The 14,845-nt window shown below is 49.4% G+C and carries 12 protein-coding genes; 4 read left to right on the top strand and 8 right to left on the bottom strand.

Annotated elements, in window-relative coordinates:
* Window positions 1–31: 31 nt before the first annotated feature.
* On the bottom strand, window positions 32–949 hold the full coding sequence (locus K3T82_RS24105) for a LysR family transcriptional regulator (RefSeq protein WP_220196106.1): 918 nt from the start codon (window positions 947–949) through the stop codon (window positions 32–34).
* Between the two features lie 199 nt (window positions 950–1,148).
* Here K3T82_RS24105 and K3T82_RS24100 point away from each other — a divergent pair, with 199 nt between their 5' ends.
* The 3 genes from K3T82_RS24100 (at window position 1,149) to K3T82_RS24090 (ending at window position 3,652) form a co-directional block, all read left to right on the top strand.
* Entirely contained in the window at window positions 1,149–1,562 is a 414-nt protein-coding gene (locus K3T82_RS24100; protein ID WP_220196105.1) for a PPOX class F420-dependent oxidoreductase, read from the top strand.
* Between the two features lie 74 nt (window positions 1,563–1,636).
* Window positions 1,637–2,908, top strand: a complete 1,272-nt coding sequence (locus K3T82_RS24095) for a multidrug effflux MFS transporter (protein WP_220196104.1) — start codon at window positions 1,637–1,639, stop codon at window positions 2,906–2,908.
* A 204-nt stretch (window positions 2,909–3,112) separates the two neighbouring features.
* Window positions 3,113–3,652: a DUF1697 domain-containing protein gene (locus K3T82_RS24090; RefSeq protein ID WP_220196103.1), complete on the top strand. Its 540-nt coding sequence runs from the start codon at window positions 3,113–3,115 to the stop codon at window positions 3,650–3,652.
* A 51-nt stretch (window positions 3,653–3,703) separates the two neighbouring features.
* Here K3T82_RS24090 and K3T82_RS24085 read toward each other — a convergent pair whose 3' ends face one another.
* The 7 genes from K3T82_RS24085 to K3T82_RS24055 all read right to left on the bottom strand — a co-directional run bounded on the left by K3T82_RS24085 (window position 3,704) and on the right by K3T82_RS24055 (window position 13,641).
* Window positions 3,704–4,213, bottom strand: coding sequence for an NUDIX hydrolase (locus tag K3T82_RS24085; RefSeq protein WP_220196102.1), 510 nt, complete (start codon window positions 4,211–4,213; stop codon window positions 3,704–3,706).
* Between the two features lie 211 nt (window positions 4,214–4,424).
* The gene (locus K3T82_RS24080) at window positions 4,425–6,230 is read right to left on the bottom strand and encodes a serine hydrolase (RefSeq protein WP_236031568.1); all 1,806 of its coding nucleotides are present in this window, start codon (window positions 6,228–6,230) and stop codon (window positions 4,425–4,427) included.
* Between the two features lie 364 nt (window positions 6,231–6,594).
* The gene (locus K3T82_RS24075) at window positions 6,595–7,683 is read right to left on the bottom strand and encodes a hypothetical protein (protein ID WP_220196101.1); all 1,089 of its coding nucleotides are present in this window, start codon (window positions 7,681–7,683) and stop codon (window positions 6,595–6,597) included.
* A 209-nt stretch (window positions 7,684–7,892) separates the two neighbouring features.
* Window positions 7,893–8,660 (bottom strand): SDR family oxidoreductase, encoded by a 768-nt coding sequence (locus K3T82_RS24070; protein WP_220196100.1) that lies wholly within the window; start codon window positions 8,658–8,660, stop codon window positions 7,893–7,895.
* Between the two features lie 613 nt (window positions 8,661–9,273).
* Window positions 9,274–9,756: a DinB family protein gene (locus tag K3T82_RS24065; protein WP_220196099.1), complete on the bottom strand. Its 483-nt coding sequence runs from the start codon at window positions 9,754–9,756 to the stop codon at window positions 9,274–9,276.
* 246 nt (window positions 9,757–10,002) lie between these two features.
* Window positions 10,003–11,709 (bottom strand): S53 family peptidase, encoded by a 1,707-nt coding sequence (locus tag K3T82_RS24060; RefSeq protein ID WP_220196098.1) that lies wholly within the window; start codon window positions 11,707–11,709, stop codon window positions 10,003–10,005.
* A gap of 654 nt (window positions 11,710–12,363) precedes the next feature.
* Window positions 12,364–13,641: an ROK family transcriptional regulator gene (locus K3T82_RS24055; RefSeq protein ID WP_220196097.1), complete on the bottom strand. Its 1,278-nt coding sequence runs from the start codon at window positions 13,639–13,641 to the stop codon at window positions 12,364–12,366.
* A gap of 794 nt (window positions 13,642–14,435) precedes the next feature.
* Between K3T82_RS24055 and K3T82_RS24050 the strand changes: the two genes are divergently transcribed.
* Window positions 14,436–14,642, top strand: a complete 207-nt coding sequence (locus K3T82_RS24050) for a hypothetical protein (protein ID WP_220196096.1) — start codon at window positions 14,436–14,438, stop codon at window positions 14,640–14,642.
* Window positions 14,643–14,845: the final 203 nt, after the last annotated feature.

Raw genomic sequence — 14,845 nt, 5'->3', positions numbered from 1 at the left:
CCTCTCCTGACCCTTCTTCATCTAAAGCACATTACGCGGATTGAGCATAGCGAGAACCATTAGCTTCCTGCTCACGCATCCAGTCGAGCGCGGTCTGGATAAAGAGGTTTGCGCCTGGCGAGATTGTCTTTCGTGATCTGACAGAGAGGCCAATCTGAAGATACTGGGGCGGATCAAGCGAGAGCGCAGACATGCCATCAAGCCTCTCTGGAAGCATCATACGAGGCATAAGTGTAACGCCAAGACCCTCACGAACCATCGCCAGAATCGTCGCGCTATCGCTAGCCTGATAGCGCACATGAGGCAGATGCCTGCCTAAATCGGTGCCCGCCATTTTCATAAGCTGAAGCGCGCACTGCGACTTCTCGATGATCAGACCCTCCTCACGCAAGTCGCTCCCGGTCACGAAATCTTGCTTCGAAAATCGATGCTTCTCTGGAACAAGTACACATAGTTCGTCGCTCATGATCAGCGTATGCTCACGTCCCTCCTCAGGTGGGAGCAGCACAAAGCCAACATCGATTACACTCTTCTCAATCCAATCACCTACCTCATGCATCGCGCCCTCAAAGAGCACTACCTCCATATCTGGATAGCGCTGCTGAAATCTGGTCATCACGCTCGCAAGCAGATTGGGAGAGATGATAGATAGCATACTCCCCAGGCGCAATTTACCCATTGCCAGACCCCGCTCAACACGCGCCTCCTGCTCAATAGCGGAGGCAGAGGCCAATAGCGCGCGAGCATGAGGGATGATCCTTTGCCCCGTAGCAGTCAATGCGACAACTCCCTTACGGTTGCGCTCAATGAGCGTTACTCCCAGCTCCTTCTCAAGGGCTGAGAGGGCGTGGCTGACCGCCGATTGCGTTAAATCGATGGCGTAGGCGGCCTCCGTGAAACTTCCCGTTTCTGCCAGAGCGATGAAGCTTTGAAGCTGTGACAAGTTCATATGAATCTCTTTCATAAGATGATGACAAACATGATTTGCATTCATTGTAGCAGGTAAGCTATACTCATGACAAGCAAGGAGATGAGGTTCTAGAAGATTCCCTATGGAGACCTCCATCTCTAAGACGTACCCTTCCATTCTCACCGCCTACGGCGAGGATTCTAAGATAATACACTACGAAAAAGGAATCATACTTACTATGTTGATCATTTCAGAACAGACGCAAAATATACTCCAATCGAAGGCGTTCGCGCATGTAGCAACCATTGGACCAAAGGGAGAGCCACAGGTCAGTCCAGTGCTCTTTGGCTGGGACGGCACATATCTCTACTTTGGGATGAACAAGATTCGCCAGAAGCATCGTAATCTCAAGCGGGAGCCGCGCATCGCGCTCTCGCTCATCAATCCTACCGATAACTTTAGCTCTATAGAAATTCGTGGCGTCGTGGATCGCATTGAAGATGATGTTGACTATCAGGTTCTCCATCGAATATCGCAAAAGTACTTCAACCGGGACGCGTCCGCCGATATACAGCCAGGCGAGGAGAGAGTCGTCATCTATGTGAAACCTGAGCGCGTCTTTGCCTTCCCTCCCACAAATAGCGAGAAGTAAACTAGCCTTTTCCATCAAGACTACCTATAAAACAGATATCATGTTGGCCTATCATCATATTGAGGGAATGATTTATGTCCAAGGATAATTTAGCTGTAAATCCCGAAACAGCCTTAAACTTTTCCGAAAAGAGTGCAGAGATACTCGAACGTGAAACCCCAATTCGGGTACGTCATGTACTCATTCTAGGCTCCCTGAGCGCGTTTGGGCCGCTCTCAACGGACATGTACTTACCTTCGCTACCTGCCCTGAGCCATGACCTACACGCCACGATGTCACAGACACAGCTTACCCTGAGCGCAGGCATTCTTGGGCTGGCTCTGGGGCAGGTACTCTCGGGCCCGGTAAGTGATGCGCTCGGACGCAAGCGCCCTTTGATCGTTGGCATCGTTGCCTTTATCCTTTCATCGCTGCTCTGCATTGTAGCGCCAAATATTCCAGTCCTGGTCGCCCTGCGCTTTATTCAGGGGATGTCTGGCGCGACGGGAATTGTGATTTCTATGGCTATGGCACGTGATATGTACGCAGGTAACGCCATGGCTCGCTTCCTCTCGTTGCTGATGTTAGTCAATGGGGTCGCCCCCATTGTCGCACCCATCATCGGGAGCCAATTGCTACGCTTTACCTCCTGGCATGGGGTCTTCATTACTCTGGCCCTCTTCGGAGTTGCTCTATTGCTAGCCTCCTTCTTCGGGCTCGGCGAGACATTGCCAGCGACCAGCAGGCAGAGTGGGGGCATCGCCACCACATTTGGAGCATTTCGTGATTTACTCAGAGATGGTCGCTTTGTGGGGTACGCGCTCTCAGCAGGCTTCGCCTTCGCTGCCTGCATCACCTACATTTCAGTTTCACCGTTCATCTTGCAAAACATCTATCACCTGTCGCCACAGGTCTTTGGTCTTCTGTTCGGCATCAACGCGCTTGGCATTGTCATTGTGGGGCAGATCAACGGTAAGCTTGTCGGTCGCATTTCATCACGCACCTTACTGAACTGGGGGCTTGGAGGTATCGCGCTAGGTGGTATTGCGTTACTCATAGTAGTGATTAGCGGGATTGGTCTTTTCGGCGTTCTGCCATCCCTCTTTATACTGGTATCCAGTATTGGGTTGATCATGCCAAACTCCGCGGCGCTGGCTCTCGCGACCACGCGTACAGCAGGGAGTGCCTCGGCGCTCCTCGGGGTATTACAACTCGTTATCGGGCCTGTAGCCGCGCCCTTGATTGGACTCGGTGGCACAGAGAGCGCACTCCCGATGGCCCTGGGTATAGCCGGATTCGGCATTTTGTCTCTGCTCACATTCGTTGTCCTCTGCCGTCCCCTTCAGGACCGCGCTCAGGTACAGTAAGCCCTTTGGTGTCAGCAACCTTGATCACATTACAAAGGCGCAGAGCTGATTACACCACCAGATAAGAAGGAGTTGACTGACGCTAAAAGGTCGAGCCAGTCAACTCCTTCTTCATTCTTCTGGAAGCTACCATCAGGATAGGAAACTGAACGAGCACAAGCCTGATATAATAGGCAGAAGAAATAGTAACAAGGAGGCTCACACATGGCAAGGTTTGTAACACTCTTTCGAGGCATCAATGTCAGCGGAACGCAGGTGCGCATGGACGAACTCAAAGCCCTGCACAAAAACCTGGGCCAGAGCGATATTGCCACCTATATACGCAGCGGGAATGTCGTCTTCACCGACAATGAGACAAGCGCGAGTCAGCTTCCCGCAATGATTGAGGAGGCTTTTGCTTCAAGGTTCGGCTTTCAAGCCAGGGCAGTGTTACGCACAGCAGCCGAGCTCGAAACCACAATTGCTCACAATCCCTTTGTAGAAAAGGCGGCCAGCACCCCTAATTGGCTTATCGTACTCTTCCTGGCGGAACAGCCTACCGGGGAAGCACTTGCAAACTTGCGCCAGACTTATAATGGTCCCGAAGAGTTCGAACTTGTAGAACGTGAACTCTATATCTATTATCCCAACGGCATTGGACGCTCTAAGCTCACACTCCCATTGATCGAAAAGCGTTTGAACACTTATGGCACTGGTCGCAACTGGAATACTGTCCTCCAGCTACAAAAAATGCTTCAGGGATAGGCTATTTGATGTTGTTCATAGCACAGAATCTACCTAGATCAATACGCGATCTCAGGCGTGCTGCTGAGCTTTCCAATCGCGCAAGATCTCATAGTGGACGGGAAACGCGAGTGTTGGAAGTTCTTCCCAGGCAAAGAATCCAAGCTCGCTCGCCTCTTCGAGCTGAATAGCTAAATTGGGAAGCTGATGAGAGGGAAGCTGTGCCTGAAAGGCCGCTACAATATTAGAACCACCCTCTCCACCATAGATTCCAATCAATTTATCTATTTGGATATCGATATTGGCCTCTTCCTTTGCCTCGCGAATAACCGCCACCTGTGGCGACTCTCCAAACTCAATATATCCTCCACAAAAGTTCCATAGGCCTTTTGCTGGCTCAATATTCCGCTTGAGAAGCAGTAATTTCCCCTCATGTTCTATTACCGCCAAGACTACCAAATTTGGCTGGGGATAGTAAATATAATGGCACTCAGGGCAACAAGAACGGCGTACTTGATGTATCTCTTTCTCAATCAGGGCGGTCGCGCAGAGTGGGCAATAAATAAAGTTTGTTTGAGGCATAGCAGATTACTCCATATCGTATGTGGCTTCGAATGATCCCGAGAAGCCTTCCATTCTTATTATTGTCTTACAATCAACTAAAATAACAAGCAGGCTTCAACTTCTTGCGACCAAATGTGTTGCATTCATCAGTTGAAGATCGCTCCCTTACAAGAGAGCACCCTGCTTGCTATCACGCACGCTGCCACCAAACACTATCAAACAAATCAACTCATACTATGAGGGCTGAAGCGATACTTTTACAAACATGGCGGACGATATCTTGTCCATCTTCAAGGGCATTCTGGCTCTGCGAGTAGACAGCAACAACATAGGTTACTTTGCCTCTGGTTACTATGCCCGAAGAATTCATGACCCATAAACCATCGGGGCCCACAACCCAGCCATCCTTCAATGAGACAAGCGCCCCTATCGGCGCGGTATCCCCAACTCCTATCTGCTGATCCTCCTCCACGTGCCGCATAAGATCCAAAGCAATCTGGCGATCCTGAGCATTCAAGATTTTCCCTTGATGGAGCAAAGTGAGCATATCTACCATTGACTGTGGGGTAATCGCGCTATATCCCCATGACTCAGGATCGGGGGTCAACCCACCCACATGAATCTTTTGGAGGTAACTCATGAGCGCGGGGGCACCACCAAGTTCATCATAATAGAGCGCGGAGGCGGCATCATTATCAGAATTCTCAATCATCGTCGTCAAGAGTTGCATTTCTCCATCGTCAGGTCCTCGCCCCTGGCTCTCAAGCATATCAAAAAAGGCGAGCATGATTGGGATCTTCATCGAACTTGCCATCGTAAACGGCAGGTCGCTATTATATGAGTAACTGAAGTGACGTGTAACATCATAAACTGAAACGCCGACATTGTTTCCACGACTGGTAACATAACTGGCTAACTCTGACGAGAGCACATCAAGCGATGCCTCACTGCGCATATTGCTGGATCCTGAGAAGCTTACTACGTTAGCAGGTATCCATCCTGTCCCACTACGATTGGGAGCATCCCACCGCACACGATACCATAGCATCCCATCATTCCAATTCGTTTCTCCCTGCAATAAAAGAGGAAAGTTTTTTCCTACATGCACTACTGCTTTGCCACGCTCAGGAACATCGAGAAGCTCAGAAGCACTCGATGCCCACACGCGCTGCTGAGCACGAATGGAAACTGCTGGCATTCCCAGCGTATTCAGGTAATCCAACCCGGTTGATAAACGCCGAATAGCTGGCAGCCCCTGTGCATTCTGCGCATCCTGATCCAGAACAAGCCCATCGCGTCCAAATACCTGAACTTGCAAATGGTGAAGCTTACCATTTATTTTAGCGATAAAGGGAAGAACTTCAGTGCGTGGGTCGCCAAAGTCAACCTTCCAACCATCAGGTGAGATATCGGTGCGGATAATATATTGCCAGAATGCCTGCGGAATCCGATGTCCAACGTCTTTACCCGCACGTGTACTCGTCTTCACAAAGACGCTTTCACTAGAAGTTGTAGAAGCCGCTGTTACCAATAGAGCGGGGTGAGCTGCCTTGCGAATATCAACATAGGTCAGGGAGCTTCCTTTGCCTCCAATCTCTATCTGGCTGCCTGCTGTCAAGAGTGCTTGTAGCAAAGGCAAGCGCACAATACCAGTTTCAGGATCATTCACGCCATTAGTAACCAGGCCCGCTAATATATCTTTAGAGCTAGACTTGTAGTTTTGCTTCTCGATTGGAAGAAGCAAAGCGCCTGAACTAAAAAACTGTATCCATCCATGCTCTACTGGATACGCGACGGTTAAGGGAGCACCCAGGCTAGTTTGGCCACTATGGCTCTGATAATAATTGGCAAAAAAAGAAGAAACCGCGAGCTTCCGCGTTGCAGTTTGGGAAAATACGAAGGCTGGAGTTGTCACCTCGCCATCATTCACCCATCCATCCAACCCGGCCAGATCTTTGCTATCGTGATGGGGAAACCAGGCGCTTGAGGTAAAGACAAAACTCGAAAGAAGGCTGAGAATGACAAACAATATCACCAAAGGCGTAGTTCTCTGACTCATTGAGCTTCGTGTTTGGCCCGAACGGTATAAAAATCTTTTGATATGCATTCGGATATTGCTCTCAATCCACTTTGTCTTCTCATCTAGTACCATATGCATGCTATCAACCGCCCTACCAGCCACATCTGGCTCGTCCTCTCGTCGTTTGCTAAACTGTGCCCTACCGCAAGACACCTGCGTCATATGCAGCTTGAAGTCCCCCCTTCTGATGGTCAGAGGCTTTTCTGCACTCAAGGGCTTCACGGAATTCATGGGGCGTCGCGGAATCAACGCACCCTCTGTTCTTCGCGAAGTTTTGGGAGATGAAGAAGGCTCCTGAGCGTTAATCAGGCGCACCCTTCTAATTTCCATAGGTAATAACCATAGGGGCGGGATCAAGTTTAAGCACTTCCGCCGGGGTCATCAGGCCCGTCGGAGCCTCAATCCGATAAAACAACTTAAAGCCACCATAGCGAAAGTTTTGGTATAAGTTCATGTCGCGTTTCACCCATTCCGCGTACTGTTGTTGCTTGTCCTCATGGTCGCCTTGATATCCGCCAACGCTATCCACATGTAGCACAACATCAACACGCTTCTCAGACAGGAGTTTCTGTTTATCCGCCAGTTCAGCATCAGACCCGCTAAACGGATTCGCCAATCCATCACCACTAGGTCTATACTGGTGCAGAATGAGCATTTTACGTGGTACATGATATTTTATAGGAATATCCGCCAGAGCCTTAATAATTGGATTAAGATCACTAGAGCGCACATTGCTAAGATTCACACCTGGAATACCATCATGGCGAGGAAACATCCATTCGGGATCAACCGCCATATGCACAAAGCGATACTTTTGCAAGTACGGCAAAAATGAGTTAACTTCCTTCATTACCTGGGCCTGACCAAAGTTCAGGTCCAGGAAGAGGAGGAGATGGTTTTTCTGGCAGAAGTCAATATAGCTACGCACTGTCTGCTCATCGACATGGTGACTATAAGTTTTATCGGGACCAGGCGAAGAGTCTGGTACACTCACAACCAGATCGATACCAAGCTGAACGGAATGCCTGGGGTCCAAAGCTTCATAGGCCGCGCCCTGCTGTTTCAGACGGTCAAGCATATCCGGGGTGGGCTCATAGGCCGGACCGGTTGCCTCAGCCCCTGGAACAGCGTAGTAAGCTACAACACGATGTTGAGGTAGAACGGCACCAATATTGGGATCAAATGGGGGTTCTGGTTGCTGGAGCTTTATCGTGTTCTGAATAGCTCCTTGAAAGGATGTTTGCCATAAAGGATAAGTCACGACTATAGCAATAATTGCCATCAGGGCTGACAGGAGAAAACCAACTGATACAGGCCCTGGTCTACGCGGAAGTCGCCAGGAGGATGTAGAAGGATACCAATCCATATCTGGCTGATTATCATCCGATGGTTGAAAAGTTTCGCGCATAGGTTGCCCCTCTAACTGTTCTCTGAGAAGAGTATGCCAGCGCAACCTACAGGTACTTATCAATATATAAATACACAAGCACGGAGACGCTCATTAACACATCAATTGAATATCTTTTCCTCCCAATTTAGCCTATAAACATCCCTAAAGCAGGAGTACAGAGAGGCTTCAACCCCTCTGCACTCATCACTAGCTTGGGGAAAGAGTATCTACATCCCTCCGCGCGAATGTAGTATCTGGCCTGTAATCCATCGGGCTTCTTCGCTGGCAAGGAAGGCAATCAGGCGCGCGGCGTCCTCGGGTTGGCCCAGACGCCCAAAAGGGGCTTTGGCAAGAAGTTCTCTTTTCAACTCCTCACTCATCCATCCTGTATCGGTCGCGCCTGGATCAACGGCATTGACAGTGATGCCACGGGACGCGAGGTCGGCGGAAAGCGAAATCGTAAATGCCGCTATCGCGCCCTTTGTAGAGGCATAAGCCAGTTCATGCGGCATAGGCCAATCCTGCCCTGAGACAAGGTTAACGATCCGTCCACCGCTGGTTGAAGAGAAGCGTCGCGCGAACTCAACACTCAGAAGAAAGGTGCCACGCATATTCACTGTGTAATGCGCATCCAGAATTTCAGCGGTCAGTTGCTCATAACCATCGCTTACTGAGTAAGCTGCGTTATTGACCAGGATCGTAGGAGAACCCAGCCGCGCCTCAATCTCATCCATGATCTGAGTTGCGGCCTGGGGATGGCTCATATCCACTTCCATACCCTCACACCGCACGCCCAACGCACGCAGAGCAGTGGGGAGATCACGACGCGTCTCGTCGTGCGTCCCATATACCTCTTGATCATAGCTTCCCCAATGAGTGAAGAAGATATCGATATTCATGCTCGCCAGTGCTTTACAGATAGCTGTGCCGATACCACGATCTCGGCTTACTCCAGTCACTATCGCAATACGTTTCTGGGTAGTATTCAATCCCATAAATTATTTCTTTGCCTTTCCGTTAATACGCAATTAAGGTCTTAGACGAAAACCAACCCTCATACGAGGGCACGGCGCCGCTCCTCGCGGCTAGCGCAATGCGCTCAGGTTTTCGCATCAGGAGTAAACACAATTCAAGTTCAGCAGAATGGCTCGAAACGCCGCACACCAAGCCATCTAACATAGCAGCATTCATCGGTACGGAAAGGTTATGGGAAGCGTATACCATGCTCTACAGGCGGGCAGTATACGAGAGGGTGAGGAGAATGCAGAATTACGAAGAGTAATAAACGATGGAAACCAAGAGGAACGTGACATCTCACTCAGCCTTACACGACGCAGCGTTACACATAACCAGCACAATTGACATTGTTGCTTCATGCATCACAACAATCAATCTTGATATGCTCGTTCCGCTACCGAGTAAAGCTTACAGGCATGCCACTGGGGAGGTCTCCTTTTCTTGAATCAAAACAGCTTAATAAAGAACAGTATAAGCAACGGAACGCTGATCGTCAAGCTATTTTGAGGCACATCATCATTGTGGGGCTTCACGCAAGCTGTCTTTGCTAGCGACAACTTGCGCGAGATAACTATTGTCTCATTGTTATAACTACTGCCGTTCCAAATATGATGCACAGTTGCGTTCGATCTGACGCAGGTGAACGATATCGTGATTAGCCCAATGCTCGACCCAAATCTCCGTCGTTAAATCCCCCTCTTCGGGATGATACGCTGTACGCTTCCAATCATCCTCGCGCAGAAAGCCGATAATGTTCAGGCTGGCGGCTCGCTGGATTGCAAAATCACGTAATAGCTCGCTAACAGTATCGCGTGAGGTATTGCGCTGACTATGCCACAGCTTCTCATCATTGGGAACGAGAGTAGGATACTCTTCCCTAACAATGCGCTCCAAGCGTGTACGCATGACAAACATTTCGTCGTCCACCAGGTGAGCCAGAATTTCCCGTATACTCCATTCTTCTGGCCCTGGATGATAATCAAGTACCTCATCGCTCAGTGTCGCGGTTAAGCGTGTCAGTTCTTCATGGGTGACTTCCAATGTCGCAATCAAATGCGCAAGTGTCGCTGCCATTGCTGATTTCTCCTCTTCAATTCGCAATCAGGTGACCAGGGAAACTCCGGGTTCTTCTGGAGGCTCCCTGCATATGCCAACTTTAACATAAAAGATGCATCAGCAGTGACTATAGTTTTTGATTATAACGATCAAAATTTTTAATAAGAAAGCTCCCATGCTTCTCTTGCGGAAGAATGGGAGCAATACTCACTCATTCAACACACTGGCATCAGCCAGCGATGATGAGCTGTCGGAAACAAAAGCCTAAGAATTGCTGGCGGCGAGGTCTCGCGCGATATTCCAGGCATTAGGAGTTCCCATGCCTGTCGCCAGATCGTATCCCTTTTTAGCGCCATAGTACAGGTTGTCGCCTGTAGTGACATCATGATAGGGAGCATATGGTTGTGGAGTCGTAAAGAGGCTATAGAGTGCCTCATGACCGCTGCCCATCGTGGGCATATCCTGGCTCGTAAGGTACTGATTAATGTTGGTTGCGATGCCAGCCCAGAGAGGAGCCGAGGCACTGGTACCACCGATGACGCTCCAACGTCCCTGAATAAAGACCGAGTAGCCACTTCTCAAATCGGCATCCGCCGATATATCTGGCACAGCACGATAGCGAGAAGTCTGAATGCCATCTTGATAGGCTGGGCGCTTGAAGTACTGGCTGATGCCGCCACCGCCACCACCTCGGCGGCTAGAGCTTGTATCACTCCAGGCAGACTCGTCAGCATAGGAGCCATCGCTATTGACGCTTAGCTTCGTACCGCCAACACCAACCACATGAGGATCACTGGCGGGATAATCAACTCCAAGCTGACTATCATCACAGGCATAAGCACCAGAGTCACCCGAGGCAGCAAAGAAAGCCTGCCCCTGCGCGACACCTTGCTTGAATACATTGTCCATAGCGCTCGCCAAAGATTGGCCCGTCTCGCGCTCACAGGCCCCCCAGCTAATACTGACAACTTTCGATGTATTATCAGTAACGATCTGGTTATAGAGGTCCAGCGCTCCCTGCGCGGTGTTGGGGCCAATATAGACTTTCTGCGTAGCTTTGGGAGCGATAGCTGAAAGTATCTCCATATCTAGCTCAACCTCTGGCGCACCAGAACCAGCTTTATTCTTAGCACCGTCCACAAGGACATTGGAGTAGCGAGGCGCACCCAGGCCATACTGTTGCAAATAGGTATTCACATCACCAGGAACATAGCCATCTAGCTCAAAGAGCGCTACAGACTGCCCCTGTCCGTTGAAGCCAGCGTCGAGAAGGGGATTGATGTTATAGGCGCTACGCAGAGTGGAAGGAGTGTAACCACCAGCGGGTCCTCTATTTGCACTTGTGCTACTCTGAACAGTCGAGTGGCTATAATGATGATAGCGCGCCACATTGTCAAGCCCGGAGACATTGAGCACAACATTGGAGAACTCGGCTGGTAGCGAGGGCTCACTTGTGGGAGCATAGGCGGTACGCCCATCAATGTTATAGTCAGAGATGGCGACATTGAAGACCTTCTCCACCTGCGACAACGATCCACTAACATTGATGAGCTGGGAGTTCGACGAGATTCCAGTCACCTGTAGACCAGAATCACGCAAATAGCTTGCGACACGCTGCACAGACTGTTGATCTGGCGCAAAGCGTTGTTCAAAATACTGTGGCGTAATATAGTGGTGATACAAGGATGAATTAGGATTGTTCTGAGCTGCGATCAGCGCATCCAGCTCAGCCTCATTGCGCAGTCGTAACGAGAGCGCCAGATTCATTGGCTGTTGCTCGTTCGCTGCATGCATCGGCTTGTATTGCTTCAGCACTGGCGCGATATGACCTCGCATGGTAAAGCGAGGTGCCTGGCTTGCTGAAGCTGCAAGATGCCCTCCGACTGTCTGCGCCGCTACCATCGCACTTACCAGCAAGAGAAGCGTAAATACAGTAACAGGGAGAGACCATTTCCGCGTCGTCAGTTTCATGTTCCTCCTCCTCTACTAACTTCATAAGCTAAAACCAATCTTTATTCAACTGCGCTGCGCTTGCTGTGCAAGCGTGACCTCTATTCAGAGGTGCTACGCGCTCAGATTTTCGATTGGCTTTAAATACCTTGCATCCCTACAACCACAAAAGCAAGCATTCATAATATTCCAAATACAGTGATGTGTTGCGTTGCCTCAATTCACAGAGATCGTTTGAGGCACCAATACTGCTGGTTGCTTGCATAAACTAAAGCTTACATTGAAATATCTTGATACACAATGAACTGATGAGAAATTGATATAAAAGTACTATACGAAGAACGAGTATTCATTCAGGGGCAGCATGGCGCGGGGTAAGCTATAACCTGATGCTTTATTTAGGGCGAAACATAATCCTTGATGATTCCAGTAAATGAGATTGCTCTTCAAGGGAAAAGCGATAAAGTGCTGCGCGTGCAGCACTTTATCGCCCTCATCTGGGAATTTCTGAGCGTGAAGACGCTAAAGGTGTCACATCCAATGTTGTGCTTATAGCATTAGATGTGACACCTTTGGCGTGAGAGGAAATCTGGCAGAGAAAACTTAAGTAGAAACCACGAAGCACTTATAACTTTTGCGCATTGTCACTAGCTAGATTACTTCGAGCACCGGATGTTACCGGGTCTGTGATTGATTTGTCTTACGCCGAAGTTGTTGCATCTGGGTTGCCTGTAAAAGCAAGTCGTCTATAGCATGCGCATCGCCCTCCTCATAGATAGGAGATTGAAAGACTTTGCGCAGGATAAGGCTCGCGGCACCTCGCGCCCAGGTTGTCTCATCAACAGGGGTAATCACCAGCTCAACATTCTTCTGTACCCCAAAGGTGTGAAGTGGTATAGTCATCCTAAGTGGTTCTAACAGCAGTTCACCAGCACGTAGCCCCTCGCCAGTAATCAAAATCCGTTCGGGATCGAAGATATTTATGAGATTCGCGGTCGCGATCCCCAGAGCCTCACCCGCACGTCGAAAGATTTTCTGGATTGCGATATCTCCAGCCACAGCACGCTCAACCAGATCATCAAGTGCTGAACGCTCATAATATCCAGGGTCGCCCCCGGTCGCTGCACGCAGGATCCCATAGTCTGAGGCTACAGCTTCCAGGCAGCCTCGCTTACCACAGGTACAACTGGGAGCATCAACGCGTGTATCGACGGTCATATGACCAAATTCGCCTGCACCCCCATGGCTCCCACGGTAGATCTCACCATTGATAATGACACCCATACCGACGCCGCGCCCAGTGGTAATAAGCAAGAAGTTATCAATATCATGCCCGGCCCCAAATAAGCGCTCGGCAACAGCCAGTGTGTTAACATCATTATCAACACTCACAGGAACGCGCAGCTTAAATTCAAGCGCGGGTCCAAGTTCGGCGTCCCGCCAATCAAAAAGTGAGGAATAGCGACAGATGCCGTGAGTCGAATCAACGAAGCCCGCAAGCCCAATCCCAACACCGAGAACCTGACGAAATGTCAGACCCGCCTCGCTAATCATTTGCTTAATCGCGCTAGCCATCAGGTCAACCACCTGATATGGAGGGCTGCCACCAGTGAAGGTTTGCTCACTGGCACAAAGAATCGTGCAACTCAGGTCACACAAGGTAATAGTCATGCCGTTCTCGCGTAGCTTGACGCCTACCGCATAGCCTGATGAAGGATTAATACTTAGCAGAACGGGGCGACGTCCCCCGCTCGATGTCTCTGATTGCACCTCTAGAACAAGCCCCGCACTGATGAAATTCGCCACGATGCGCGTAATAGTCGCCGCTGGAAGGCCGCTTTTCTTTGCAAGCTTGGTGCGCGAGATAGCCTGCTCCTCAGCAATCAAATTGAAAACAATGCTCTGGTTAAGGTCTCGTAAGAGACGCTTACTCCCAGTACGTGTAGATGCCATAACGTTGTTTCCTCCACACATGCAGACGAGACGCACTCGGCGACCATGCTCAAGCCAGGCACCAGACCGCATGTCACTACACTGTCACTTTGTCGCGTTCCATGTGCATCTTGTTCTGCTATTGTATCAGATATTAGATACTTTTCTACCCCCATATTATTCGCATGCAATCATTTTATGCATGCATTGCTTAGCGGCAATATACATCCCGCTTTCAACCAGCATGAGTCTCGGCACACATGTCGTTAAAACAGGATGTATATATAACCCTTAACTTTGTTTTTTTACAGAAATAAGTATGATTCGAGCGTACCATCACTAACTATCACTTGTCAAGATGCACGCGATTCCCCATAGTTATGTTGTAACTTCGCCCCGATCAGGCAGCCATTTTCGCACTAAATACACATATAATAACAATTTACGCCATATGGAGAAGCCATTACAGACAGAAAACCTCGATTCCTGGGGCATATATTGACATCTCTAAATTTTCAATGTAAAGTTACATGTAACATCGTTGAGTGAAGTAAGTTTGCAAGCCAATGAGGGGTTGTCTGCACGATGTTGCTTTATTTGGCTCTATCTACTGTTGGGTCAAGAAGCTAGCGAAACTTCACTAACCGGCAACATTGTGCGTTGTCAATGGCTTCAATTATATCTTAGACGAAACCATAGCTGTCACTAATCTCCATTTGGAGAAAAGATGCATACAGGTTTTCGAATAAGGTAGTCGCCAGGAATTGCTGCCACACAACAGAGGGGGTAGCAAAATCAAACCAAAGGGGGCTTTTGTGCAACGGTTCATAGCACAACACAGGATCACCATAAGCGGCATTGGCGCTGCTCTCAAGTTCCATATTGATCAGCCACTTTCTTCCCTCACACTCTCGGACGTGTGGGCTGGCAAGATCGCGCATCCCTTGCGAAATGCCGCTATGACTTGCTCTATTCCCACTGCAATTGCTATGAACAGGCAACCCAATCCCCAACATCTGTGACTTTTTTCGCGCCCAACCTTTCGATGGCTTCTACATCGAAAATCATCAGTGTTGACGGTGACAGTCACGTTCTGTTCACATCGCGATATTTAATGATTCGCAATGCCCTATCCACAAGAAAGGGCACGCCCAGACGGATTGTTACAGTCTAGCAAGTTCATTTAGTAGGTCTTAGACGAAAACCAACGCCGCTTTCGCGGCTA

Source organism: Ktedonospora formicarum, assembly GCF_016587355.1.
In the GTDB taxonomy this organism is placed as follows: Bacteria; Chloroflexota; Ktedonobacteria; order Ktedonobacterales; family Ktedonobacteraceae; genus Ktedonobacter; species Ktedonobacter formicarum.
Note: the sequence above shows the minus strand (reverse complement) of the source record. Positions and strands in the feature narration are given on the sequence as shown.

Bases quoted from the DNA above. Each gene is read 5' to 3' on its own strand.
- K3T82_RS24075 (WP_220196101.1), bottom strand. From the start codon at position 7,683: ATGCGCGAAACTTTTCAACCATCGGATGATAATCAGCCAGATATGGAT.
- K3T82_RS24095 (WP_220196104.1), top strand. From the start codon at position 1,637: ATGTCCAAGGATAATTTAGCTGTAAATCCCGAAACAGCCTTAAACTTT.
- K3T82_RS24085 (WP_220196102.1), bottom strand. From the start codon at position 4,213: ATGCCTCAAACAAACTTTATTTATTGCCCACTCTGCGCGACCGCCCTG.
- K3T82_RS24070 (WP_220196100.1), bottom strand. From the start codon at position 8,660: ATGGGATTGAATACTACCCAGAAACGTATTGCGATAGTGACTGGAGTA.
- K3T82_RS24055 (WP_220196097.1), bottom strand. From the start codon at position 13,641: ATGGCATCTACACGTACTGGGAGTAAGCGTCTCTTACGAGACCTTAAC.
- K3T82_RS24060 (WP_220196098.1), bottom strand. From the start codon at position 11,709: ATGAAACTGACGACGCGGAAATGGTCTCTCCCTGTTACTGTATTTACG.
- K3T82_RS24105 (WP_220196106.1), bottom strand. From the start codon at position 949: ATGAACTTGTCACAGCTTCAAAGCTTCATCGCTCTGGCAGAAACGGGA.
- K3T82_RS24100 (WP_220196105.1), top strand. From the start codon at position 1,149: ATGTTGATCATTTCAGAACAGACGCAAAATATACTCCAATCGAAGGCG.
- K3T82_RS24090 (WP_220196103.1), top strand. From the start codon at position 3,113: ATGGCAAGGTTTGTAACACTCTTTCGAGGCATCAATGTCAGCGGAACG.
- K3T82_RS24065 (WP_220196099.1), bottom strand. From the start codon at position 9,756: ATGGCAGCGACACTTGCGCATTTGATTGCGACATTGGAAGTCACCCAT.